The organism is Burkholderia sp. ABCPW 14 (assembly GCF_001523835.1).
Lineage (GTDB): Bacteria > Pseudomonadota > Gammaproteobacteria > Burkholderiales > Burkholderiaceae > Burkholderia > Burkholderia mayonis.
This window is the reverse complement of sequence record NZ_LOVS01000125.1, coordinates 1-23186: the sequence shown is the minus strand read 5'-3', so window position 1 is coordinate 23186 and position 23186 is coordinate 1. Positions and strand designations below refer to the sequence as shown.

Below are 23186 nucleotides of genomic sequence, written 5' to 3'. Positions count from 1 at the left end.
GACGTTAAAACCACCTCTTTGGGGAGTCGTAGGCCATGTTAGACATGTACTTGAAGTTCGGTAATCCTGCCGTCAAGGGCGAGTCCGCGGACAAGGACCATGACGGTTGGATCGAGCTGAAATCCTGGGACCATTCGATCATCCAGCCGCGTTCGGCGACCGCGTCGACCTCGGGCGGCCATACGTCGGAGCGTTGCGAGCACGGCGACATGGTGTTCACGAAAGAAATCGATATGGCGAGCCCGCTGCTGTACCAGCACGCGTCGGGCGGCACGACGTTCGACGAAGTGACGATCGATTTCATGCGTTCGGACGGTGACGGCCAGCGCGTCAAATATCTCGAGATCAAGCTGAAGTACGTGATCGTCGCGAGCGTGACGCCGAGCGTGCAGAAGGAAGGCCTGCCCCTCGAGCAATTCGCGCTGAAGTATGCCGCGGTCCAGTGGAAGCAGACGCAGCAGAAGATCGGCGGCAACCAGGGCGGCAACACGCAGGGCGCCTGGAGCCTCACGAAGAACGACAAGACCTACGCGGTCTAAGTTCGACGCGGGAACGGGGCACGGCGCGTGCCCCGTTCCCGTTTTGCGTGGAGCCCGATGAAACGCTTCGAACCGAGCTTCCTCGACAAGCTGTTCGACGACGAACCGCATGTGCCGGCACCCGCCGCAATGCGGCAATTGTCGCTGGAAGAACTGAAGAACACGGTCGCGCGCGACGTCGAGGCGATCCTGAACACGCGCATCGCGCTGACGGACGAAGATCTCGCCGCGCTGCCGGAGTGCCAGCGCTCGGTGCTGACTTACGGGCTGAACGATTTCGCCGGCCTGAGCCTCGCGAGCCACTACGACCGCACGTTTATCTGCAAGTCGATTCAGCAGGCGATCGCGCGGCATGAGCCGCGGCTGCAGCAGGTGACGGTGGCGTTCGAACTGAACGAGCAGTCGACGAACGCGCTCTACTTCGCGATCCAGGCGCTGCTCGTCGTGCATCCGGCCGAGGAGCCGGTGACCTTCGATGCGATGCTGCAGCCGTCGACGTTGCAATATTCGGTGACGCGCGCGCGCGCCGCCAAGGTTTGAGCCGTATCGCGTGAGCCGCCGGGCGCCGCGCGGCAACGAGAAGCCCGGCACGAGAGCATCAGGTTTCGGGGATCGTCGATGGAAGAGTTGCTGCCGTATTACGAACGCGAACTGTCGTTTCTGCGGCGCTATTCGCTCGAATTCGCGAACCGGTACCCGAAGATCGCCGCGCGTCTGTCGCAGACGGGCGAGCATTGCGAGGATCCGCATGTCGAGCGGATGATCGAATCGTTCGCGCTCCTCGGTGCGCGGATCAACAAGAAGCTCGACGACGAGTATCCCGAATTCACCGAAGCGCTCGTCGAAGTCCTCTATCCACATTATCTGCGGCCGTTTCCGTCGTGCTCGATCGCGCAGTTCGGCGCGCCGGAATCGTTCGCTCGACTGAACGAACCGCAGGTCGTCGAACGCGGCACCGAGCTGAAGAGTCGCGCGATCCGCGGCGTGCAGTGCCGCTTCCGCACCGCGTACGACGTGACGCTCGCGCCGATTCGGCTCGCGGACGCGCGCTACGGTTCGATCGCCGCGGCGCCGAGCTCGGCCGCGCTGCCCGGCAACGCGACGGGCGTAATCTCGATCGCGTTTGAATCGACGTCGCCGCAGCTCGATCTCGCCTCGCTGAAGCTCGACAAGCTGCGCGCGCATCTGCACGGCGAGCAGTCGTTCGTCGCAGCGCTGGCCGATTGCCTGTTCGCGCATGCGCTCGCGTTTTACGTCGAGCCCGAGCGCAGCGGCCGCTGGATCGCGCTCGGCAAGGCGCCGTTCGAGCACGCGGGCTTCGACGAAGCCGATGCGCTGATCGACTATCCGGCCCGTTCGCACCCGGCGTACCGGCTGCTGACCGAATACTTCGCATTCCCGGACAAGTTCAACTTCGTCGACTTCGATCTGGCTGCGCTGGCGCGCCGCGCGGGCCATTGCCGGCAGTTGACGCTGCACGTGGTCCTGCGTGACGTGCGCAGCGATTCGCACGTCGCGCGGCTGCTCGATCTGCTGACCGCGAGCCACTTTCGCCTGTTCTGCACGCCGGTCGTCAACCTGTTCCGGCAGCACGGCGAGCCGATCCGGATCAGCCATCAGGCGGTGTCGTATCCGGTGATCGCCGACGCACGCCGCGCGTTCGCGTACGAGGTGTATTCGATCGATTCCGTGCATCTCGTGCGGCAGCGCGCCGATCGGGAGGCAGTCATCGAATTCCGGCCGTTCTATTCGCTGCATCACGGCGAGGCAGCGCAGGTCGGCCACTATTGGTTCGCGCGTCGCGACGACAACGTCGCGCGCAAGAGTCCCGGCTACGAGACCGAGATTTCGGTCGTCGACATCGACTTCGAGCCGGGCGCGCCGCAGACCGACACGCTGAGCCTCGATCTCACCTGTACGAACCGCGACCTGCCTGCCGCGCTCGCGACAGGGCTCGACGGCGGCGATCTCTTCATCGAAGGCGACGCTCAGTCCGGCCCGATCGCGCTGCTGCGCCGGCCGACGCCGAGCGCGCGCTTCGAACGCGGCCGCGCCGCGCACTGGCGGCTCGTGTCGCACCTCGCGCTCAATCACGTGTCGCTCGCCGAAGAAGGGCTCACCGCGCTGAAGGAAGTGCTCGTGCTGTACGATCTGAGACGGTCCGCGGTGTCGACGCGTCACATCGACGGGATCGTCGGCATCGAGCAGAAGGGCGCCGTGCAGTGGCTGCCCGGCAAGCCGTTCGCGACGTTCGTGCGCGGCGTCGAGATCCGGCTCATGATCGACGACGAGCATTTCGTCGGCTCGAGCCTCGCGACGTTCGTGCGGATGATCGACGCGTTCTTCGGGCTTTACGTGCACCTCAACAGCTTTGTTCAACTGATCGTCGTGTCGAAGCGCACCGGCGAGGAGATCATGCGATGCAAACCGCGCAGCGGCGAATCGATCCTGGCGTAGTCGAGCGGCTGCTCGACGAGCCGCATCGCTTCGAATTCTTTCAGGCGGTGCGGCTGCTCGAGACCTGGTTCGCGAAGCGCCATCCGCAACGCTATGCAGCGAGCCGGCCGGGCGAGATCGTCGCGCGGCGGATCGGCTTCAGAAACACGTTGTCGCTCGGTTTTCCGCCGAGCGAAATCGAGCGCGCGCAGTCGTACGACGAAGCGGGTGACGCGCTGAAGGACGCGCCGCAGCGCAACGCGGCGGTCGACGCGGGCGCGCTGTCGCGCGTCGAGCTGACACCCGCGTTCTTCGGCCTGCTGGGCGGCCAGGGCGCGTTGCCGCTCCATTACACCGAGCAGATCATCGCGCGCGAGCACCTGAAGCGCGATCACGCGGCGCGCGCGTTTTTCGACGTATTCTCGAATCGTGCGACCGCGCTGTTCTACGCGGCGTGGAAGAAGTACCGGCTGCCGCTGCATTACGAGCTCGACCGCGACGAGCGCTATCTGCCGCTGTTGCTCGCGCTCGCGGGCGTCGCGAACGACGAAGCGCGCTCGACCGTGCAGGAAGGCCGCGGCGCGCTGCTCGACGAGGCGATCGCGGGCTATGCGCTCGCCGCGCGGCACCGGCCGGTGTCGGCCGCCTATTTGCAGCGCACGCTGTCCGAGTATTTCCGCGTGCCGATCCGCATCGAGCAATTCGTCGGCAAGTGGTACGACGTGCCGCCCGATCAACTGAGCGTGCTCGGCGACGTGAACGTGACGCTCGGTGCGACGGCGCTCGTCGGCGAACGCGTGTGGCAGCGCGACATGCGCGCGCGGCTCGTCGTCGGGCCGCTGTCGAAGCGCGACTATGAGGCGTTTTTGCCCGGCGAGGAGCGCGCGGTCGCGCTCGAGCGGATGTTGACGCTGCTCGCCGGCGTCACGCTCGAATATGAAGTGTCGCTCGTGCTGCGCCGTACCGAAGTCGGCGCGAGCATCCTCGGCAGCGGCGCGCGGCTCGGCTGGGACGCGTTCCTCTGCACGCGCGAAGCCGAGCGCGATCGCGCGGACGCGCGCTACGAACTGCATGTCATTCATTGATAACAACGATCGAACCTGAGTGGACCGTAACCGATGAGCACGCCCCTGAAGACCCTGATCGCGAAACTGAATCCGGTGTGCCGGAAGGCTGCCGAGCGCGCCGCCAGCCACTGTTTCGCGCGCGGTCACTATGAAGTGGATCTCGAGCATCTGTTCCTCGCGCTGCTCGACGAGTCGACCGGCGACGTGCCGCTCGTGCTGCGTGCGAGCGGTGTCGATCCGCACGCGCTGCGCGCGGACCTCGAGCGTGAGCTCGAAGGATTGAAGACGGGCAACACGCGTACGCCGGTGTTCTCGGTGCATCTGACCGAGCTGTTCGAGCAGGCGTGGCTCATCGCGTCGCTCGATTCGCAGATCGGCCGGATTCGTTCGGGCCATCTGCTGCTTGCGTTGCTGACGGGGCCCGATCTCGCGCAGTTCGCGCAGCGGATGTCGTCGCAGTTCACGCGCGTGCGCGTCGACGACCTGAAGCACAAGTTCGACGAGATCACCGCGGGCTCGGCCGAAGCCGAGCCGCGGCAGGCGGAGAGCGACGCCGCCGTGCCGGACGGCGCCGCGGCGGCAGGCGGCGCGCCGCGCGGCCCGTCGAAGACGCCGGCGCTCGACACGTACACGACGAACCTCACGCAGCGCGCGCGCGAAGGCAAGATCGATCCCGTGATCGGCCGCGACGCGGAGATTCGTCAGGCGATCGACATTCTGATGCGCCGCCGGCAGAACAATCCGATCATGACGGGCGAGGCGGGCGTCGGCAAGACCGCCGTCGTCGAAGGGCTCGCGCTGCGGATCGCGGCCGACGACGTTCCGCCGCCGCTTCGCGGCGTCGCGCTGCACGTGCTCGACATGGGCCTCCTGCAGGCGGGCGCGAGCGTAAAGGGCGAGTTCGAGAACCGCCTGAAGAGCGTGATCGACGAGGTGAAGAAGAGCGCGCATCCGATCATTCTCTTCATCGACGAAGCGCACACGATCATCGGCGCGGGCGGGCAGGCGGGCCAGAACGACGCCGCGAACCTGCTGAAGCCGGCGCTCGCGCGCGGCGAGCTGCGCACGATCGCGGCGACGACGTGGAGCGAATACAAGAAGTACTTCGAAAAGGACGCGGCGCTCGCGCGGCGCTTCCAGGTCGTGAAGATCGAGGAGCCGAGCGAGCCGCTCGCCGCCGCGATGCTGCGCGGGATGGCGGAGCTGATGGAAAAGCACTTCAACGTGCGGATCCTCGACGACGCGATCACCGAGGCGGTGCGGCTGTCGCATCGCTACATCAGCGGCCGCCAACTGCCGGACAAGGCAATCAGCGTGCTCGACACCGCATGCGCGAAGGTCGCGCTCGCGCACAGCGCGACGCCCGCCGCGATCGACGACACGAAAAAGCGCATCGAGCGGATCGACGCGGAGATCGCGGCGCTCGAGCGCGAAGTCGCGGGCGGCGCTGCGCACGACGAGCGCCTCGCGGCGCTGCGCGACGAGCGCGAGGCCGATTTGAAGGCGCTCGCCGAAGACGAAGCGCGTTACGAACAGGAGCGCGCGCTCGTCGCCGAGATCGGCGCATTGCGCGCCGAACTCGATGCGGCGCGCGAGCCGTCCGTCGAAGGCAAGCCGGTCGACGTCGATGCGGCCCGCGCGACGCTCGCCGAGCGCGTCGACGCGCTGCGCGCGCTGCAGGGCAACCAGCCGATGGTGCCGCTGCAGGTCGACGGCCACGTCGTCGCGGAGATCGTCGCGTCGTGGACCGGCATTCCGCTCGGCCGGATGGTGAAGGACGAGATCGGGACCGTGCTGAACCTGCGCGATCTGATCGGCGCGCGCGTGATCGGCCAGGACCACGCGCTCGACGCGATCGCGCAGCGCGTGCGCACCGCGACCGCGAATCTCGAGGACCCGAACAAGCCGCGCGGCGTGTTCATGTTCGTCGGGCCGTCGGGCGTCGGCAAGACCGAGACGGCGCTCGCGCTCGCCGACGTGCTGTACGGCGGCGAACGCAAGATGATCACGATCAACATGAGCGAGTACCAGGAAGCGCACAGCGTGTCGGGCCTGAAAGGCTCGCCGCCCGGCTACGTCGGCTACGGCGAGGGCGGCGTGCTGACGGAAGCGGTGCGCCGCAATCCGTATTCCGTCGTGCTGCTCGACGAAGTCGAGAAGGCGCATCCGGACGTGCTCGAAATGTTCTTCCAGGTGTTCGACAAAGGCGCGATGGACGACGCCGAAGGACGCGAGATCGACTTCCGTAACACGCTGATCATCCTCACGTCGAACGTCGGGTCGTCGGCGGTGATGCAGGCGTGCCTGAACAAGGCGCCGGAGGAGCTGCCCGACGCCGAGGCGCTCGCCGAGGCGCTGCGCCCGCAGCTCTACAAGGCGTTCAAGCCCGCGTTCCTCGGCCGGATGAAGGTGATTCCGTACTATCCGATCTCCGACGACGCGCTCGCCGACATCATCGAGCTGAAGCTCGAACGCATCCGCCGCCGGATCGAATCGAACCACAAGGCCGCGTTCGAGTGGGACGAGTCGCTCGTCGACGCCGTGCTCGCGCGCTGCACCGAAGTCGATTCGGGCGCGCGCAATGTCGATCACATCCTGAACGGTACGCTGCTGCCGGAGATCGCCGAGCACGTGCTGTCGCGGATCGCCGACGGTGAGGCGATCGCGCGGATCGCCGCGCGCGCGGCCGAGACGGGCGAATTCGAGTACACGGTCGAGTAAGACCGCCGCGCGGCGCGTGCGTCACGCGTCGCGCGGTCATCAAGCAACGATGGACGCCGCAACGGACAGACATAGCATTCGACCATGCCGATCAACCTCAACGAGCTGCTGACGCCGATCAGCGAAGCGTCGCCGTGCGGCGACGATCTCCTGTTCTCCGCCGATTTCGACGCGATCCAGCACGCGCGCAAGTTCGACGATCCGTCGCTCGACCAGGGCGAGTGGATCACCGATATCAAGGAAGCGGACTGGAGCTTCGTGGTCGAGCAATCGACCGCGCTCTTGCGCGAACGGACCAAGGACCTGCGGCTCGCGGTATGGCTGACCGAGGCGCTCGCGCTCGAGGACGGCGTCGGCGGGCTCACGCAGGGCTACGCGTTGCTGACGAATCTGTGCCGGCAATTCTGGGATCACGTGCACCCGCTGCCGGACGGCGACGACGCCGAGTACCGGCTCGGCAACGTCGCGTGGCTCGTCGGGCGCACGGCCGAGCTGCTGCGCGCGGTGCCGCTCACCGACGGCGCGTCGAACGCGTTCGGCGAGCTCGACTGGGACGTCGCGCAGCACGTCGCGCAGGCGATCAAGCGTGATCCCGAGCAGGCGGGCGAAATAGCGCGCGGCAAGCCGTCGGTCGATCAGATCGAAGCGTCGAAGCGGATGACGTCCGTCGCGTTCTATGCGCGGCTGCTCGGCGAGCTGAGGGCGTTCCAGGTCGCGCTCGACGCGCTCGAGCAGGAGCTCGACCAGCGCGCGGGCGATGCGGCGCCGAGCTTCCGGCAGGCGCGCGACACGTACGAAACGGTCTACCGGCTCGCCGAGCGCTTCGCGAAGGAGCAGGGCTACACGCCCGACGCGCAGCCGCAGGCCGTCGCGCCGGGCACGTCGCTCGAGCGCGCGGAGCCGAGCTTCAAGACGCCGCTTCACCCGGAGGACTCCGTGCAGAGGCATACGCCGCCCGCTCCCGCGCCGATCGTGATCGCCGGCATCCAGAATCGCGCGCAGGCGGTCGAGCAGCTCCGCGCGGTCGCGAAGTATTTCCGCGGGACGGAGCCGCACAGCCCCGTCGCGTATCTCGCCGACAAGGCCGCCGAATGGGCGGACATGCCGCTGCATCAGTGGCTCGCGTCGGTCGTCAAGGACGACGGCTCGCTCGCGCACATCCGCGAACTGCTCGGCCTGAAGCCGGATGACAACGCGTGAGCGGCGGCCGGCTCGCGGCGGCCGGCCATAAAAAAGCGACGGAGAGGCCGCAAAGGGCCATCCGTCGCCGTTTCCATGTTGCTGTACCGCTCGCTGTATTTGCCGTACCGCCGCGCGGGCGGGCCGCCCGTCCCGCCGCCGTTTGCGCTCGCGCCGCTTACTGCCCCGCGCGGAACTCGATCCGGCGATTGCGCGCGCGTCCGTCGTTCGTGTCGTTCGACGCGATCGGCTGATCGGGGCCGACGCCCGTCGTCGTCAACTGCTGCGGCGCGATGCCCTTCGCCACCAGATAGCCCTTCACCGCGTCGGCGCGCGCCTGGCTGAGCGCGATGTTCGACGCGCGATTGCCCGAGTTGTCGGTGTGGCCGATGATCTCGACCGTCCGGTTCGACATCTTCGCGAGCGCGGCCGCCATCTGGTCGAGGATCGCGCGGCCTTGCAGCGTGAGCGTCGCGCTGCCGGTCTCGAACTCGATCGTGCGGTTCGCGAGCGTCTGGTCGAGCAGGCCCTGCTCGGACGCGCTCACGCGCAGCCCGTTCTTGATCGTGTAGGTCGGGTTCAGCGCGTTCGCCATGTCGCTCGCGAGCTGCTGGCGCTGCGCTTCGTTGTGGACCTCGCCCTTCACGTCGATCTGCGTGCCGTCGATCCTGAGCTGTCCTTTGCTGATCTGCTTCAACTGCGGGCCGATCAGCTTCTGCACGTTCGTGGACCAGTTCGGCGGCGTCGCGACGTCGCCGACTTCGATCTGATCGACGACGTTCGCGGCGCCGTACGTGTCGCGCAGGCGCTGCAGCACGGCGGCCTTCGTCGCCTCGTCGGCGACCTTGCCGCCGGCGACGACCTGACCCGGCGTCGCGTTCGCCGGCGGCGGCGACGACACGGTCGCGCCGCCGCCCGCGCTGCTTGCCGCGGCGGCAGCGGGCGCGACTGCGCCGGGCGCGGCGAGCGGCGTCGACTTCACGGGCACGCCGCCTGCGTCGATCGGCGTGACGGTCGCGGGGCCGACGTTGTCGGCGAGCGCGACGCCGCCGTGCAGTGCGCCGCCCAGCGCGAGCGCGGCGAGCGTGAGCCTGAAGCGGGAAGTGAGGAACGGCTTCGTCATCGCATCACGCTCCGATGAACGCTTCATGGAACGTGTCGATGCAGACACGCAGCGACAGTTGCGGTTGGTCGAGATAACTGACGAGCTTGCTGATCCCATGGTCGTTTTGCGCATGTGCGTCGATCCACTCCGGATCGTCGATGTCGATGTTGTGTTCGGCGTAAGTCTGCGGATCGACCACGCTGTGCAGGGTTTTCGCGGACGCGCCGTTGAAGCCGATGATGAGCCGCTCGCGCTCGGCGATCGTGCCGATGAAGATCGCCAGCTCGAAATCGGCGCGCGACACGAACGGTGCGACGAGCTCGAGCCAGAACGCGGCGACGAGGGTGCGATAGAACGGATCGGTCGGCAGCGGCAGCGTGAGCCCGCGCTCGATGTGCGACGTGCCGCTTTGCATCACGGGACGCAGCAGCGAGCCGAGCGCGAGCATCGCGCCGCGCAGCTTCACCGGATGGCCGCTCGCGAGCAGCATCTGCTCGAGGCCGTACAGGGTCTGGTGCTCGACGAAATCGTTGAACGTGCCGTCGTGCGCGCTGCCCGGGCCGCCCGTGTCGATCGGCACTTGCGTGTCGCCGAGCGCCTGCAGCGCGCCGGCCGGCTCCTGCGGGCCGAGGAGGGTTTGCATGTGCGCGGCGGCGCGCGACCAGAGCCGCGCGAACGCGAGCGGGCTGCGCGCGAGGAACGGCAGCGGCCGCTCGACTTCGAGCGCCGTCGCGGCGAGGAACGGGAAGCGCCGGTTCGACGCGTCGCGGCTCGCGATCATGTGGCCGGCGATCGCGAGCCGGCTCTTCGAGCCGAGGAACGCGAAGTGCATCGGCTTCGCGTTCTCGTAGACGATCTTCCAGCGCGGGTCGTCGGCGAGGAGCTCCATCGCGCGTGCGATCCAGTGGTCGAGCGTCTGCAGCAGCTGCGGATTGTGCGCGCTCTTCACGAAGTCGCCGCGCGACGGGATCTTGCCGAAGTAAGCGATCTGAGCCTGGACCGTTTGCGTCATTGCGCCCCCTGTGCGTTCGATGCGGAAGCCGCCGCGACGGCGGCCTGCGGGGCCGCGCCCACGAGGCCCGATCCCGCCGGCTGCGCGGTCGCGTTGGCCGCGCCGCCCGCGCTCGCGTCGGCGACCGACGACGGCAGGCGCAGGCCGCGCAGGCTCTGCTGCTGCGGCTGGTCGCCGCCGCCCGTCGGCTGCGAGGTGCTGATGATGCGCATCGTCACCGACACGCTGACGCTGCCTTGCGTCCACGTCAGGTCGAACGTGCCGTCCGGACGGCGCTTGCGTTGCGCGGAGTTGATCAGCTTCTCGAGACCGTAGCGGCCCGGCTCGTTGACGAGCTGGATCGTGCGGCCGTCGAACGTCGTCGCGGACAGCGTCGCGCCGGGCGAGCCCTGCGGGTTCGGCCACACGAAGTTCGTCCATTGCGGCGGCGTGTTGCGGTAGCGCAGCTGCTGGCCGTCGATCGCGATCGTGTATTCGGTCGTGCCGCTGCTCGGCTGCGGCAGGACCTGGAACACAGTCTGCGGTTCGGACGACGCGGCGCCGCTCGCCGCCGCGCCGCCCGCGAGCGGCGCGACCCAGCGTGCGAAGCCGTTCGTGAAGTCCGGCGTGAGCGCGAGGCCCATGTCGCCCCAGGTGCGTGCGGACAGCGTGTCGCCTCGGCGCACCGCGAGCGGCCCGAGCGTCGTGCCGACGAACTTCGCGACCGAGCCGTCCGGACCGAACACCTGCGCGATTTCGCTCGCGCCGGCTTCGACCTTCGCGCCCGCCGCAAACGGATACTTGTTCGCGAGCGAGCCCTGGAACGGCTGGTAGACCTGCGCGTTCCACACCTTGTTCACTTCGACGCTCGCCGGCTGGATCACGACCGCGAACGCCTGCATCAGCGGGCGCACGAGGAGCGGACGCAGCGACTTGCGTTGCGTGTCGGTCAGGCCCGTCAGCATCTGCTCGTCGACGAACTTCAGCGAATCGGCGAGCTCCGAGCCGTTGCCGTCGAGCGTCTGCTGCATCAGCTGGCGCGCGCCGGGGCCGGGATCGCCCTGGTTCTTGATCACGTTGAAGCGCGTGCGGACCTTCGACAGCGTGTCCATGTAGCCCTTCAGCATCGACGTGCCGTCATGCGTCGCGACGATCCGGCCGAGCCCGATGAACTCCTGGCCGATCGGACCCATCGGCGCGTCGGCGGGGTTGCCGTTGATGTCGATGTTCGCCGCGACCTGGCCGCCCGGCTGACGCGTGAACCATTGCTTGACCCAGTTCACGACGCCCGTCTGCGCCTTCTTGATCGTCGCGTTGGCGAGCGACGGGTTGTCCCACGACGTCTGGTCGTACGCGGTCTCGAGCACCTTGCGGATCGGCGAATCCTGCGGGTCGCCGAGCTTGTTCATCGCGTCGACCGCCTGGCCGAAGTTGCCAAAGCCCTGCACCGCGATGCCCTGCATGAACTTCTGCCAGTGCTGCGCGTACTCGGTCTTGTACATCGCGACGAGCGTCTTCTGGATCTGCTCGGGGCTGCCCTCGAGCGTCAGGTCGTCCGCCGTCGCGGTGTTCAGCACCCAGTCCTTCGCCTGCAACTCCTTCGTCGCGGCGTCGCGGATCGCGGGCTGCACGTACTGGAACCACGCTTCGCGCGTGAACGTGCCGGGGATCGCGTAACTGCCCGCGACGAGGCCGGTGTTGCCTTCGCCGACGATCCGCGCGATCGTCATCGGCGCGAAGCGGGTCGACGCGCGCGCCTTGATCTCCTCATACACGCGCTGGCGCGCCGGCATCCCGCGCACGACGCGGCGCAGGTTCTCGCGGGTCTGGTCGACGAGCGCGAGGTTCGCTTCGATCATCGGCCAGTCGTTGTCGGAGACGCGCGACAGATAGAACGTGATCATTCGCTCCGCGCTCTTGATCATCTCGTCGCGCGGCATGTTGCCGCGATTCGTCTCGAGCCAGCCGCGCCAGAAGCGCGCGATCTGGTCGGTCAGGTGCGCCTGCTCGACGTGCCGCTTGTCGGACAGCATCAGGTAGGTCTTGAGCGCGTTGTATGCGTCCTCGACGTTGGTCGGCTGCGCGTCGTTGTAGAGGCCGCCCTGCCGCGGATTCTGCGCGACGGCGGGGGAGGGGGCCGCGCCCTGCGCGGCCGGGTTCGTCGACACCGGCATGGCGCCCGCCTGCACGGCGCCCGATTCCGGCGCGCGCGTCATCGGCGCGAGCTGGTCCGGATGCGTGTTCACGTCCTTCAGGAACGACGCGAGGTTGCCCGACACCGGGTTCAGCAGGATCTGGCGCACGCCGTTGTAGTACTCGGTCAGCAGATGCTGCTCGAGACGGTCGCCCTGGTACAGGCCGAGCGACACGGACAGCGGCTTGTCGCGGCGGAACTGCTCGAGCTGCTCGATCCGGTCCTCGAGGATGTCCATCGCCTGCAGGCGCGACTGCAGGTCATTGCGGTTCTGCTGCAAGCGGGTCACGTTGTCGAGGTCGGCCTGCACGTTCGATACGAGCTGCTGGTTGCCGATCGTCGACCAGGTCCAGCCGCCGAGCGCGAGCGCGAGCGCCGCGACGAAGCCGAAGAACGTCGCGTAGCGCATGCGCGTCTTCGTCGGGCTCGCGAACTGGCGGACCGTCTGGCGGTCCGCGAAGATCACCTTCGAGAACAGGTCGCGCAGGAAGAAGCCGTTCTTCGAGAACGCGCTGTGCGGCTTCGGCAGGCTTTGCGCGTCGAGGCCGAAACGAGTCGCGATCCGCTGCGCGGCGGCGCTGTTCGTCTCGCCTTCCTGCAGCGCGCTCGTGAAGTAGAAGCCGCGGAAGATCGGCTTGTACTGGAACGGATTGTTTTCGAACAACGTCGCAAGGAACGAGCGCAGCGCGGGCTTGATCGTCGAGAACTCGAGCGGGAAGCTCAGTTGGCCGGGCGAAAGCTTGTTGCCGCGGCTGATCGACAGTTGCGCGACGCTGATCTCCTTCAGCCCTTCGTACAGCTCTTCGAAACGCTCGTCGAACAGCGCGACGACATCGCGCTTCTCGTCCGGCTCGTACGGCAACGTCGCGCCCCATACGCGGTCGTATTCCTGGCGGTCGCTGCTGCTGAAGAATTCGGTGAAGCCCGTGATCAGGTCGGCCTTCGTGAACATCACGTAGACGGGCGCGAATACTTCGAGCTTCTCGGTGAGCTCCTGCACGCGCTGGCGCAGGTTCTTCGCGAGGTTGATCGCGAATTCGGGACGGTTGCCGGTCAGCTCGGCGATGCTCGCCGTGACGATGATCCCGTTGATCGGCGCCTTCGGACGATGGCGCTTCAGCAGATCGAGAAAGCCGAGCCATTCACTGCGGTCTTCCTCGTGCACCGAATAGCGGCCCGCGGTGTCGAGCAGGATGCCTTCCGTCGTGAAAAACCAGTCGCAGTTCCGGGTGCCGCCGATCCCGTGGATCACCGCGCTGTTCTTGTCCGCGAACGGAAACTGCAGCCCCGAGTTGATGACGGCGCTGCTCTTGCCCGCGGCCGGGTTGCCGATCACGATGTACCACGGCAGCTCGTAGAGCGCGGAGCCGCCCGACACCTGACCGATCTTCGACGTCTTGATCGTCTTCACCGTGTCGGCGAGACGGGTGCGCAGCACGTCGAGCTCCGCCTGCTTCGCGGGCTCGGCCGCGGCGGCGGACATCTTGCCCGTTTCGGCCTGCTGCTCGAGGATGTCGCCGAGCCGGCGGTTCGCGCGGCGCACGCGCCAGCGGCGCCAGAGCTTCGTTGCGAGCCAGAGCGCGACGGCGACGGCGAACGCGACGGCCGCCCATGCGAAGCCGATCTGTAGCGCATCGGCCGCGAGGAACAGAACCGCCGCGAGCGCGGCGAAGCCGACGATCGTGAGCGTGCGAGGGTGAGTCAACACGTTGAGGAAGCGTTGCATAGGACGTTCAGGTTCCGGTGCGATTCAATAAGGCGAATTGAGCGGCGGCGCGAAATGCACGCGTGGCGCGATGCGCGCGTGCTGTGCCGACAAGCGTGACGGCATCGGGTGACGTCACGTTGTCGTGAATGCACCTAGGGAGAAGAAGGGCCGCCTCGGCGGGGCGGGCGGCAGCGCGCTCGTGCGCAATGCGTTCGCCGACGGGCGGGCGGCGCATCGCGCCGGCCGGCGCGCGCCGATCGAATGATTGCCGGATTGTGTTTCCGTCGCGATGTTCGGTTGCCCCATGCCGCCCTCATTATTTCCTACTCGTCCTTTATCGAGCGGACGAGCGCCCCAGCTTAAAGCCGGGCTTATGGTATTCGACGTGTCCGAGGTCCATCAATTTCCATCGGCCACCCCAGGTCAAGCCGACCTCTTCGGCGACTTGTCCGTACAACTGATAGCCTCGCATGGCCCACGGATCTTTTTCCGAGATGACGAGCTTGCCGTCGCGCAGGAATGCGTTGTCGGCCGCCAGCCCGTATTGGTGATAGCTCTGGAACGCCGCCGCATTGGTGACGTTGCTGCCCATTTGCGCCAATCGGTTTTGTCGCTCGGGGCTGCGATAGCCTTCGAGCAACGCCATTTCATAGCCGTATCGCTCGTGCATGATCTTGTAGACAAGCAACAGGCGCGTTCTGAAATCGGTATCGAGCAAATTCCAATCGCGGCTTGCATCCTTCAGCGCGGGCCGAACCTGCTCGACCTCGCGGGTGGCGAAGACTTCGGGCGGCAGCGGCAACGGCGGAACGAGTTGCTCGCCTTTTAAAAGCGCGGCAATTTTCTCGTCCGGCGCGCGTAAAGTGTCGTCGTATTGGAATAGTTGCCGACCGCGTAACGCGATAGCGATCAATGGAGGCGTCGCAAGAATACCTGTCGTGGTCGCAATCAGCAAGCGCCGCCGCACTAGTAAATTTTGCATGCCGCTTAAAGTCGAGCGCGACATTTTTGCCGACTGTGCGAGACGCTCGCGCGCAAGGGCGGCGCGATCGGATGCGCGCCGGCTGATTCGGCCGTGGAATTGGGCGACCGAATCGAATACCGTCGCGCGCACTGCCGGTAATAACAGCAGCGCCGCTGCGAGGACGGCGATGGCGAAATATGCGACTAGAACGACGGCAATCAAAGAAAACCCCGGAATATGGAATCGATTGTAATTTGCAATGCTTGATCTTAGAATCAGGCCTGCTTCCGCGTAGGCCGGGACAATATTATTGCGGCGAATTAAACCAGGATTCAACGAGACACTGAATGAGCGCGCCGGACGATTCGAATTCGAAAGCCCCGCCTAGCCTGCTTTCTTCCCATGCCGGCAAAGAAAGCGGCGCGAACAACTCGCGTATTCTCGCGAATCTTGAAGGTCGCGTCTCCCCCCAACCCGAAAATGCACCGCGTTCGCGCAAGGGGCCGCTCGCGCTCGTCGCGCTCGCCGTCGTCGCGGTAGCCGGGTGGGGCGCATGGCGACTGCAGCAGCCTTCCACCGAACATGCCGACGTCACGGCCGCCGCATCGGCGCCGGCCGTCGCCGCTGCGCCCGTGAGCAATGCCGTGCCAGCGAGCGCGGCGCAGATCGCTCAAGCGTCGGCGCCGCAGCCCGCGACGATCGTGAACGACGACAGCGCCGCGAGCGACGCGAAGCCGGCTGTCGCTGCGTCGGCCGGCGGCGAGGGCCGCTTGTCGCGCGCGCTCGCGAATGGCGCATCCGACGTATCGCCGACCGAGGCCGCCGCCGGCGCGAGCGTTGCCGCGGCCGCGGTCGCCGCAGCGAAGCCGGCGAAGCGCGTGGAGAAGGGCGCGACGAAGAGCGTCGCCGCGAAGCAGGATGCGGCGCATGCGAAAACGCAAGCCGCGGCGCGCAAGCGTCACGACAAGACACAGGCCACCGAAACCGCGCAGGCGAAGAAGCGCCGCGAAACCAGTGCGAAGAAGAACGGCAAGGACGATCCGGACGCCGATCTGCTCGCCGCGCTCGTCGCGCGGACGAAGCCGGCTACCCCTGCCGATGCGGCGAAGACGAACGCGAATACGGCGTCGAAGAAGGCTGCTGCTGCGGCGTCCGCATCGGCCGATACGTCGCTTGCCGCGCGCGTGAAGGCATGCGGCGAGCGCGGCTTCTTCGAGGATCAACTATGCCGCTGGCGCGTGTGCGAAAACCACTGGGGCAAGGATCCGGCGTGCCCGACTTCCGCTACGCAGAACCGTCAGCCGTGACGCACGCGTGACGTCCGGCATGCGCGCGGCGACGCGAATGTGAACGCGCCGCGCTTTAGCCCGGAGCCTCTCCTCGATTTTTGTTCGCTTGTCCATTGCCGATGTTAAATCGCGACGCATGCCGCCGCGTTCGGCGATTGGTTCATTGCTTCGTCATCCCGAGCGTGGATGCGGCGCTGCCGCCGCGTCGACGTTCTTTCAACGCACCGACCACAACCCGATGCTGCCGAGGCTCGCCGCGAGCTTGAGCCGCGCGGTGCGCCATTTCGATACCGCCTGCACACGCTGCTTCTGCGCGTCGGCGAGCGCCGTCTGCGCGTTCAGCAGCTCAGTGAACGTGCCGACGCCCGCCTTGTATCGACCGCGCGCGATGTCGAGCGAGCGCTGCGCGTCGCCGAGCAGATCTTTCGAGTTGTCGAGATTCGCGGTGTCCGTCTGCAGGCTCTGATAGCTCTTCCATACGTCGAGCGACACGTTCAGCTCGGTGTTCTGCACGTCCGCTTCCTGCGCGTCGGCTTGCGCCTGCGCGGCCGCGACACGGTAGCCGGACGCGAAGCCTTCGAAGAGCGGGATCGTCACCTGGACGCCGATCATGCTGCCGTGGCTCGCGGTGGTCTGGATGCCGAACTGTTGCTGATACGACGGGCTGTTGCGGTTGAGGCTACCCGTCAGCGAAATGGTCGGACGCCCTTGCGCGCGTACCGCGTCGACGTTCGCACGCGCGGCGTCGAGCTTCGCGCGCGCGGCGACGAGCTTCGGATGCTGCCGCTTCGCTTCGTCGATCAATTGCGCGATGCCTTCCGCGAATGCGTTGCGATCGACAGTGGGCTCGGCGGGAGCGATTTGCAGCGGCGTGTTCGCGTCGAGCCCCATCGCGACTGCGAGCGTACCGGTTGCATTCTGCACGTCGCCTTCGGCGCTCACGCGATCGAGCACCGCGCGGCGGTAGCTCGTCTGCGCCTGCAATTGGTCGCTCAGCGTGCCCGCGCCGGCGTCGTGCTTCGCTTTCGCATCGGTGAGGCTGTCCTGCGCGGCGCGTTCGATCGTATGCGCAGCATCGACCGCCGCCTGTGCGTCGCGCAGGTCGTAATACGCTTGCGCCGCGTTGAAGAGAATTGTCTGCAGCGTGTTGTCCTGCGTTGCGTTGGCGGCGGCAAGGAGCTCGCGCGCCTGCCTGAGCGCCGCGCTGCGCTTGCCGAAATCGAATAGTACCCAGCTCAGGTTGAGCGCGCCGTAGCGGCTCGTTTGCGTTTGCGTTTGCGTTTGCGTATCGCTCGCGGAGACGGTCCCGAGATTGGCTTCGTAGGTCGTGGATGTCCAGTTCCGCTGAATGCCGCCCGTCGCGTTGAGCGTCGGCAAAAAAGCGGCTTCGTTCACGCCGACCTGCGCCGCCTGCGCGCGCGCGTTCGCCCAAGCCTGCCGCGCCTGCGGATTCGCGCAGATCGCCTGCAGGATCGCGTCTTCGAGTGCGATCGGATGGCTCGCGAGCTCCGGCTGGCATGTCGCGTTCTTCAATAGCGGTGCGGCAGGCGTCGCGGACACATTCTTTCGGGTTCCGTAGATATCGAGCCATTGCGCATGGGCGGCGTGCGACGCGAAAAGCGCGAGCGCGCCGGCGGCGGCGAGCGTACGTGCGGACTTCATCGCGCTCACCGTCCCGCGACCGGATGCGCGGCCGCCGCAGGAGCGGTTGCGGCTGCGGTGGCTGCCGGCTTCGGCGCCACGGCGAGCTCGGCGGTCGGCTTGTCGAGCGCGACCTTGCCCGCGTCGAGCATGATCACGCGCGACGCGGACGCGATCGTCTCCGGACGGTGCGCGACGATCACGCGCGTCATCTTCAGCGCGCCGACCGCGGCGTTCACCTGCCGTTCGCGTTGCAGGTCGAGGTGGCTCGTCGCCTCGTCGAGCACGAGGATCTTCGGCCGCTTGTAGAGCGCGCGCGCGAGCAGCACGCGTTGCTTCTGTCCGCCCGACAGCACCGTGCCCATGTCGCCGACGAGCGTGTTGTAGCCCATCGGCATCGCGACGATGTCCGCATGCACGGCCGCGAGATGCGCGCATTCGGCGACCCACTTCGGATCGGCGTCCGGATCGAAGAAGCTGATGTTGTCGGCGATCGAGCCGGCGAACAGCACGTCGTCCTGAAGCACGGTGCCGACGAGCGAACGCAGCCGGTCGAGGCCGAGGCGCTCGACGTCGACGCCGCCGATCTTGATCGCGCCGCTCGTCGGCTCGAGGATGCCGAGCAGCACGTTGACGAGCGTCGTCTTGCCGCAGCCCGACGGTCCGATCAGCGCGACCGACTCGCCCGGCTCGATCTTCAGCGACACGCCGTCGAGCACGGTCGGTTCGCCTTCGGCGTAGCGGAACACGAGATTGTTGGCCTCGATGCCCGCAGTGAGGTTTTCCGCTTCGCCCGGCACGTGCCGCGCGCCGGCGTCGGATTCGCCCTGCGCGAACACGATGTCGGCGAGGCGCTCGCCCTGCAACTGCAGCATCTTCACTTCGAAGAACTTGTCGATCAGGCTGCCGACTCGGCTGTCGAACTGCCCCTTGTACGCGTTGAACGCCATCAGCACGCCGACGGTGAATTCGCCGTCCATCACGAGACGCGCGCCGAGCCAGATGATGACGAGCCCTTCGAGGCCGAACAGCAGGCCGTTCAATTGCTGATACAGGAGCTGCAGCTTCTGCACGTGCAGGCCGGCGTTGATCTGCTCGACGAGCAGCGTGAGCCAGCTCGAGCGGCGTTCGCTCTGGCGGTTGAACAGCTTGATGGTCTTCACGCCGCGCACAGTTTCGAGGAAGTGGCTCTGCTGCTTCGCGGTGTGGATGATCTGGTCTTCCGCCGCGCGCCGCAGCGGCCGATACCAGAGCCAGCGCAGCAGCGCGTAGAGGACCATCGTGCCGAGCGCGACGAATGCGAGCGTGCGGCTGTAGACGAACATCATCGCGAGCGTGACGATCGTCATCAGCCCGTCGATCACAGCGGACAGGAACGACGTCGTCAGCGTCTGCTGGATCGTGTCGATCGAGCCGAAGCGCGACACGACGTCACCGAGATGGCGCCGCTCGAAGTACTGGACGGGCAGGTTCAGCAGATGCGTGAACACGTTCGCGCGCCATTGCACGTTGAGCGTCGTGCCGAGATACATCAGCGCCCACGCGCGGATCGCGCTCGTCGCCTGCTGCATCAGCAGCAACAGGCCGAAGCCGAGCGCGAGCACGGTCAGCAGATCGCGGTCCGCGCTGACGATCACTTCGTCGATCACCCATTGCAGGAAGAATGGAGAGACGAGCGTGAACACTTCGAGCGCGATCGCGAGCACGAGGATCTGGCCGAGCGAGCGCGACAGCCCGGACACGGGACCGAGCAGCTGACGCAGCTTCACTGCGGGCGACGCCACGCGCGGCTTGAAGCTGCCTGTCGGCCACAGCTCGAGCGCGACGCCCGTAAACGAGCGGGATAATTCGTCGAGCGACAGCTTGCGCACGCCTTGCGCGGGATCGTGAATCGTCGCGCTCCTGCCGTTGACTTCCTTCAGCACGACGAAGTGGTTGAAGTTCCAGTGCAGCACGCACGGCATGCGCAACTGGCCGAGCTGATCGAGATCGAGCTTCAGCGCGCGCGTGCCGAGATCGAGGCGCTGCGCGATTTCGATCACGCGGCCGAGGCCCGCGCCTTTCAGCGATACCGGAAAGCGGCTGCGCATCGTCGCGAGATCGACGTGATGGCCGTGAAATCCCGCAACCATTGCGAGGCAGGCAAGACCGCATTCGGCGGCTTCGGTCTGCAGGATCATCGGCAGCTTGCTGCCGATGCCGAACGAGAGACGATCGAGGAGTGACATAGGCTGATGACCGCGTCAGAGTTTGCCTGTCAGGCTGTAAAGAGGTTCGAGCACCCACTCGTACAGACGGCGGCGCTCCTGCAGGACGTCGGCCTGCAACGCCATGCCTGCCTGGAGCGGCTGCGCCTTGCCGTAAGCCGTCACGCTTTGCGACTTCAGCGCGACCGTGATCCGGTAGTACGTGCCGCTCGCCGTTTGCGCGGCGGGGCCGCCGCTCGTCGCGAGCTCGGCCGCCGACAATGCGGTGCGCGCGATCGACACGACGCTCGCTTCGTACTGGCCGAACTTCTGATACGGATACGCCTGATAGCGGACGAGCACGCGATCGCCGACGTGAATGAAGCCGACCGCGGCGCTCGGCACGAACAGATACGCCTGCCAGTGCGCGCCTGTCGGTACGATGCTCGCGAGCGGATGCGATGTGTCGGCCGTCTGGCCCGGCTCGGCGATCACCGCAGTCGCGGTGCCGGTTTCCGGCGCGGTGACGACGAACTCGCGCTTCGCCTCGCTTTCGATCAGCGTGCGATCGACGTCGATCACGCTGCGGTCGATTTGCGACAACTGGTTTTGCTGCTTGAGCGACAACCCCGACAGATCGTTGAGCGCTTCCTTCAGCGCTTGCGCGGCGCCCGCGCGATCGCGCATCAGGCTGTTCAGCTTCGAGCGCTGGTCGAGCAGGTCGGCCTGGCGCTGCTGCGCCTGATCCTTCGATATGTAGTCCTGCGCGAGAAGGCCGGCGTAGCGCGATGCCGCATCGGCCGCGATCGACGCGCGCGTGCGCTGCGCGGCGATCTGATCGTCGATGCCCGCGAGCTCCGCGCGCAGGCTCGCGATCTTCGATTGCAGTGTGTCTCGCTCGTCCTGTTGCAGCGTCCTGGTCTTGTCGAGCTCCTGCTGCAGCGAGGTCTTGCGTTGCTGCGCCTGTTCGATGAGCGCCGCCTGCGTTTGTCCCGCAGCCGCGCTTTGCAGGTCGGTGGACACCGTATAGAGCACCTGTCCGCGCGTGACGTGCTGTCCTTCGACGGCGTTCTTCTTCAGCACGACACCCGTCTGCTGCGCATAAACCTTGACGAGGCCCGTATCCGGCGTGAGCACGCCGTCGACCGTCGTGCGTCGCGTATAAGTGCCGAACGTGAATAGCAGGATCACGCCGAGCGCCATGCTCGCGGCTGCGCCGGCCAGCACGGCGAACGACACCGGACGGATCAGCACGATCTCGCCCAGCGTCTGCGTGCGCTGCGCTTCCTGCGCGGCTGTTCGAAAGAGTGGAGTATTGGGCGTCATGGATGGACTGCCGAAAGTAGCGTGTATGTCGTCGTGGAGTCGCGTCGCGATGGCGTCAGGCCGTTCGAGCGTCGGCGCGAGCGAACGTGCGCATCGCGTCGACAGGGCGGTCACTGCGCACAGTGGCTTCGATTCGTGCTCGAGTCGGTTCGTGCATGTCTAGCTCGTCATGGATGTCGTGACGATGTCCCGGCGAACGAAGCAGCAATGCGGTGCGGCGCTCGGCGTTTCATCGACGAATCGTTCGCGGCGGCCGCTCGCTGAAGATCGCGGCGGTCCTGGCCTCGGATGCGGACGATTCGATTCTCGTTGGCGTCGCATCAGAACTTATCGGAGCCGGGCGAAACAGGAAAGCGCGTTGGTCTACGTTTTGACGATCTTTGATATCTTTCCCCCAATGTGCCGGATGATTCGAGTGGATAAACAATCGGCTTGGGGACGTTGAGTGCGGTTGCCGTCCATGTCGGATCGCGCGTGCGTTGCGTATGGCGTTTCGCGTCGGACGGAAAGCGGAATCATTCGATCCGCGTGCCCGGCGACGGGACCGGGCACGCAGTCAGCATGACTAACTAAGCTGACGACGCCGGAGGATCGTTCGACGTCGATGCTTCGAGAGTCGTCGCGTCGAAACGCGGTTAATTGCCCGTCAGCACGCCCTGGATGATGCCGACCGTGCTGGTGAGCGCGCCGGCGATGCCGTCGACCGTGTGCGAGAGGATCGCGCCCGCGGAGTCGGTGAGGTTGCCGCCGAAGTTGTAGGCCGACTGGCCGAGCAGCAGCACTTCGTTGCCGATTGCGCTGACCAGGTTGGTCAGGAGCGAAGCGCCGCCGACCATGGCGATTTCTTGATGATTGAGTTCTTGCATGGTGAATCTCCGAATGATGTGCAGGTGGCTGGAAAATCCATCGAGCGGTCGAGACAAGGAGAGAGGCGTCCGTCGTCGCTCAATCGATCATCGATGTGCCGTTATTACGCGCTCGGGCCCGTGAAGATGCTCGCGATGTTGCTGAGCGTGCCGCCGACGAGCGTTTCGCCGATTTGAACCACACCCGTCGCGAAGCCGACGAGGTCGCCCGTCACGCTCGCGCCGACCTTGTACAGCGCGTCGCCGTAAGCGCCGATCAGGCCCGTGAGGCCGCCGATCAGGCCGCCGCCAACCGTTGCGCCGCCGACGAGATCGATCTCTTGTTGGTTGAGTTCTTGCATTGCCTTTCTCCAATTAACTGCCAGATGGCCCATCTGGCGGGGTAGATCTGCGACGCCGTTGACGAAGCGCAGCAAATCAATTCGGTCTACGGCGATCGTTCGTCGCGGCGAGCGGATCGATGCGCCGTGCGCCGATCCGTTCGCGACGCCCGATGGCCGAATCGTCCTTGTGTCCGGCGCATCGTCGCCCCAGGTCGCGATGCGCGGACGCCTGATCCACGCTGTGTTCCCCTGCCTTCGTCATCAATCGGCCCCCGAACTTTCTCTTGGATGAATGGCAACGTTCGTTCGTCGTCGACCATGGCGGTTCGATCATCGACGAACGGCGCCGAGCCGGAGGCAACGCGCATCGACCGGTTGCGCAGGTTCAGCGAATTCGTTACGACTGGCGGCATGTTTCGATGCTCGCGTTGTCGTGGGGCAATTATCAAAGGTCGGATTGAACTGTTAAGTTCGGTAGCGTACTCATCATCACGGTGCGGCCCGTTGATTTAATCCACGACTAAGGATGCTCTGCACAAACGCGAATCGAGTGTGCTTGGTCGTTTGACAGGAAGCTGAATGCGCCACGACGCCAACCTATCAGCCCGGAACGAAGCTGGCCGGCACGCGCCGAGCAGCCTTCGCGTGCTG

The 23186-nt window shown here is 66.3% G+C and carries 18 protein-coding genes; 9 read left to right on the top strand and 9 right to left on the bottom strand.

Annotated features, from left to right (window positions below):
- Window positions 1–35 precede the first annotated feature (35 nt).
- The 6 genes from WS62_RS19440 (at window position 36) to tssA (ending at window position 7963) form a co-directional block, all read left to right on the top strand.
- Entirely contained in the window at window positions 36–539 is a 504-nt protein-coding gene (locus WS62_RS19440; RefSeq protein ID WP_059473103.1) for an Hcp family type VI secretion system effector, read from the top strand.
- Window positions 540–596: 57 nt separating this feature from the next.
- Complete coding sequence (gene tssE / locus WS62_RS19435) at window positions 597–1079, top strand: type VI secretion system baseplate subunit TssE (protein ID WP_059598336.1); 483 nt, start codon at window positions 597–599, stop codon at window positions 1077–1079.
- Between the two features lie 78 nt (window positions 1080–1157).
- A complete protein-coding gene (tssF, locus tag WS62_RS19430) occupies window positions 1158–2996 on the top strand; it encodes a type VI secretion system baseplate subunit TssF (RefSeq protein ID WP_066574121.1) in 1839 nt (612 codons plus the stop codon).
- Window positions 2960–4060 carry a type VI secretion system baseplate subunit TssG gene (tssG, locus tag WS62_RS19425; RefSeq protein WP_066574118.1) on the top strand — a complete coding sequence of 367 codons (1101 nt, stop codon included), beginning with the start codon at window positions 2960–2962 and terminating at the stop codon, window positions 4058–4060. Before tssF ends, tssG begins: the two co-directional genes overlap by 37 nt.
- Before the next feature lie 33 nt (window positions 4061–4093).
- A complete protein-coding gene (gene tssH / locus WS62_RS19420) occupies window positions 4094–6763 on the top strand; it encodes a type VI secretion system ATPase TssH (protein WP_066574116.1) in 2670 nt (889 codons plus the stop codon).
- Between the two features lie 84 nt (window positions 6764–6847).
- Window positions 6848–7963, top strand: coding sequence for a type VI secretion system protein TssA (gene tssA / locus WS62_RS19415; RefSeq protein WP_066574114.1), 1116 nt, complete (start codon window positions 6848–6850; stop codon window positions 7961–7963).
- 157 nt (window positions 7964–8120) lie between these two features.
- On the opposite strand, the gene WS62_RS19410 is transcribed toward tssA, so the two are convergent.
- The 3 genes from WS62_RS19410 to tssM are packed head-to-tail and all read right to left on the bottom strand — an operon-like array spanning window position 8121 to window position 13958.
- Window positions 8121–9065 (bottom strand): OmpA family protein, encoded by a 945-nt coding sequence (locus WS62_RS19410; protein ID WP_066574111.1) that lies wholly within the window; start codon window positions 9063–9065, stop codon window positions 8121–8123.
- A gap of 4 nt (window positions 9066–9069) precedes the next feature.
- Window positions 9070–10059, bottom strand: coding sequence for a type VI secretion system-associated protein TagF (tagF, locus tag WS62_RS19405; protein WP_066574109.1), 990 nt, complete (start codon window positions 10057–10059; stop codon window positions 9070–9072).
- Entirely contained in the window at window positions 10056–13958 is a 3903-nt protein-coding gene (tssM, locus tag WS62_RS19400) for a type VI secretion system membrane subunit TssM (protein ID WP_066574106.1), read from the bottom strand. Before tssM ends, tagF begins: the two co-directional genes overlap by 4 nt.
- Before the next feature lie 124 nt (window positions 13959–14082).
- Between tssM and WS62_RS38680 the strand changes: the two genes are divergently transcribed.
- Entirely contained in the window at window positions 14083–14205 is a 123-nt protein-coding gene (locus WS62_RS38680; RefSeq protein WP_269435287.1) for a hypothetical protein, read from the top strand.
- 69 nt (window positions 14206–14274) lie between these two features.
- Here WS62_RS38680 and WS62_RS19395 read toward each other — a convergent pair whose 3' ends face one another.
- Entirely contained in the window at window positions 14275–15126 is an 852-nt protein-coding gene (locus tag WS62_RS19395) for a M15 family metallopeptidase (protein ID WP_066574103.1), read from the bottom strand.
- A gap of 125 nt (window positions 15127–15251) precedes the next feature.
- Here WS62_RS19395 and WS62_RS19390 point away from each other — a divergent pair, with 125 nt between their 5' ends.
- Entirely contained in the window at window positions 15252–16211 is a 960-nt protein-coding gene (locus WS62_RS19390) for a phage tail protein (RefSeq protein ID WP_066574100.1), read from the top strand.
- A 198-nt stretch (window positions 16212–16409) separates the two neighbouring features.
- Here WS62_RS19390 and WS62_RS19385 read toward each other — a convergent pair whose 3' ends face one another.
- The 5 genes from WS62_RS19385 to WS62_RS19365 form a co-directional block, all read right to left on the bottom strand.
- Window positions 16410–17864 (bottom strand): TolC family protein, encoded by a 1455-nt coding sequence (locus WS62_RS19385; RefSeq protein ID WP_066574097.1) that lies wholly within the window; start codon window positions 17862–17864, stop codon window positions 16410–16412.
- The gene (locus WS62_RS19380) at window positions 17861–20062 is read right to left on the bottom strand and encodes a peptidase domain-containing ABC transporter (protein WP_066574090.1); all 2202 of its coding nucleotides are present in this window, start codon (window positions 20060–20062) and stop codon (window positions 17861–17863) included. Before WS62_RS19380 ends, WS62_RS19385 begins: the two co-directional genes overlap by 4 nt.
- Before the next feature lie 15 nt (window positions 20063–20077).
- Window positions 20078–21346, bottom strand: coding sequence for an HlyD family secretion protein (locus tag WS62_RS19375; RefSeq protein WP_066574088.1), 1269 nt, complete (start codon window positions 21344–21346; stop codon window positions 20078–20080).
- Between the two features lie 635 nt (window positions 21347–21981).
- On the bottom strand, window positions 21982–22212 hold the full coding sequence (locus WS62_RS19370; RefSeq protein ID WP_066574086.1) for a hypothetical protein: 231 nt from the start codon (window positions 22210–22212) through the stop codon (window positions 21982–21984).
- A gap of 104 nt (window positions 22213–22316) precedes the next feature.
- The gene (locus WS62_RS19365; RefSeq protein ID WP_066494851.1) at window positions 22317–22553 is read right to left on the bottom strand and encodes a hypothetical protein; all 237 of its coding nucleotides are present in this window, start codon (window positions 22551–22553) and stop codon (window positions 22317–22319) included.
- A 266-nt stretch (window positions 22554–22819) separates the two neighbouring features.
- On the opposite strand from WS62_RS19365, the gene WS62_RS34235 reads away from it, so the two are divergent.
- Complete coding sequence (locus tag WS62_RS34235; RefSeq protein ID WP_156441050.1) at window positions 22820–22996, top strand: hypothetical protein; 177 nt, start codon at window positions 22820–22822, stop codon at window positions 22994–22996.
- The last annotated feature ends 190 nt before the right edge of the window (window positions 22997–23186 follow it).

Coding starts and splice junctions, on each gene's coding strand:
- tssF (WP_066574121.1), top strand. CDS start 1,158: ATGGAAGAGTTGCTGCCGTATTACGAACGCGAACTGTCGTTTCTGCGG.
- tagF (WP_066574109.1), bottom strand. CDS start 10,059: ATGACGCAAACGGTCCAGGCTCAGATCGCTTACTTCGGCAAGATCCCG.
- WS62_RS19410 (WP_066574111.1), bottom strand. CDS start 9,065: ATGACGAAGCCGTTCCTCACTTCCCGCTTCAGGCTCACGCTCGCCGCG.
- WS62_RS19380 (WP_066574090.1), bottom strand. CDS start 20,062: ATGTCACTCCTCGATCGTCTCTCGTTCGGCATCGGCAGCAAGCTGCCG.
- tssG (WP_066574118.1), top strand. CDS start 2,960: ATGCAAACCGCGCAGCGGCGAATCGATCCTGGCGTAGTCGAGCGGCTG.
- WS62_RS19375 (WP_066574088.1), bottom strand. CDS start 21,346: ATGACGCCCAATACTCCACTCTTTCGAACAGCCGCGCAGGAAGCGCAG.
- WS62_RS19390 (WP_066574100.1), top strand. CDS start 15,252: ATGAGCGCGCCGGACGATTCGAATTCGAAAGCCCCGCCTAGCCTGCTT.
- tssE (WP_059598336.1), top strand. CDS start 597: ATGAAACGCTTCGAACCGAGCTTCCTCGACAAGCTGTTCGACGACGAA.
- tssH (WP_066574116.1), top strand. CDS start 4,094: ATGAGCACGCCCCTGAAGACCCTGATCGCGAAACTGAATCCGGTGTGC.
- WS62_RS19365 (WP_066494851.1), bottom strand. CDS start 22,553: ATGCAAGAACTCAACCAACAAGAGATCGATCTCGTCGGCGGCGCAACG.
- tssA (WP_066574114.1), top strand. CDS start 6,848: ATGCCGATCAACCTCAACGAGCTGCTGACGCCGATCAGCGAAGCGTCG.
- tssM (WP_066574106.1), bottom strand. CDS start 13,958: ATGCAACGCTTCCTCAACGTGTTGACTCACCCTCGCACGCTCACGATC.
- WS62_RS19440 (WP_059473103.1), top strand. CDS start 36: ATGTTAGACATGTACTTGAAGTTCGGTAATCCTGCCGTCAAGGGCGAG.
- WS62_RS19370 (WP_066574086.1), bottom strand. CDS start 22,212: ATGCAAGAACTCAATCATCAAGAAATCGCCATGGTCGGCGGCGCTTCG.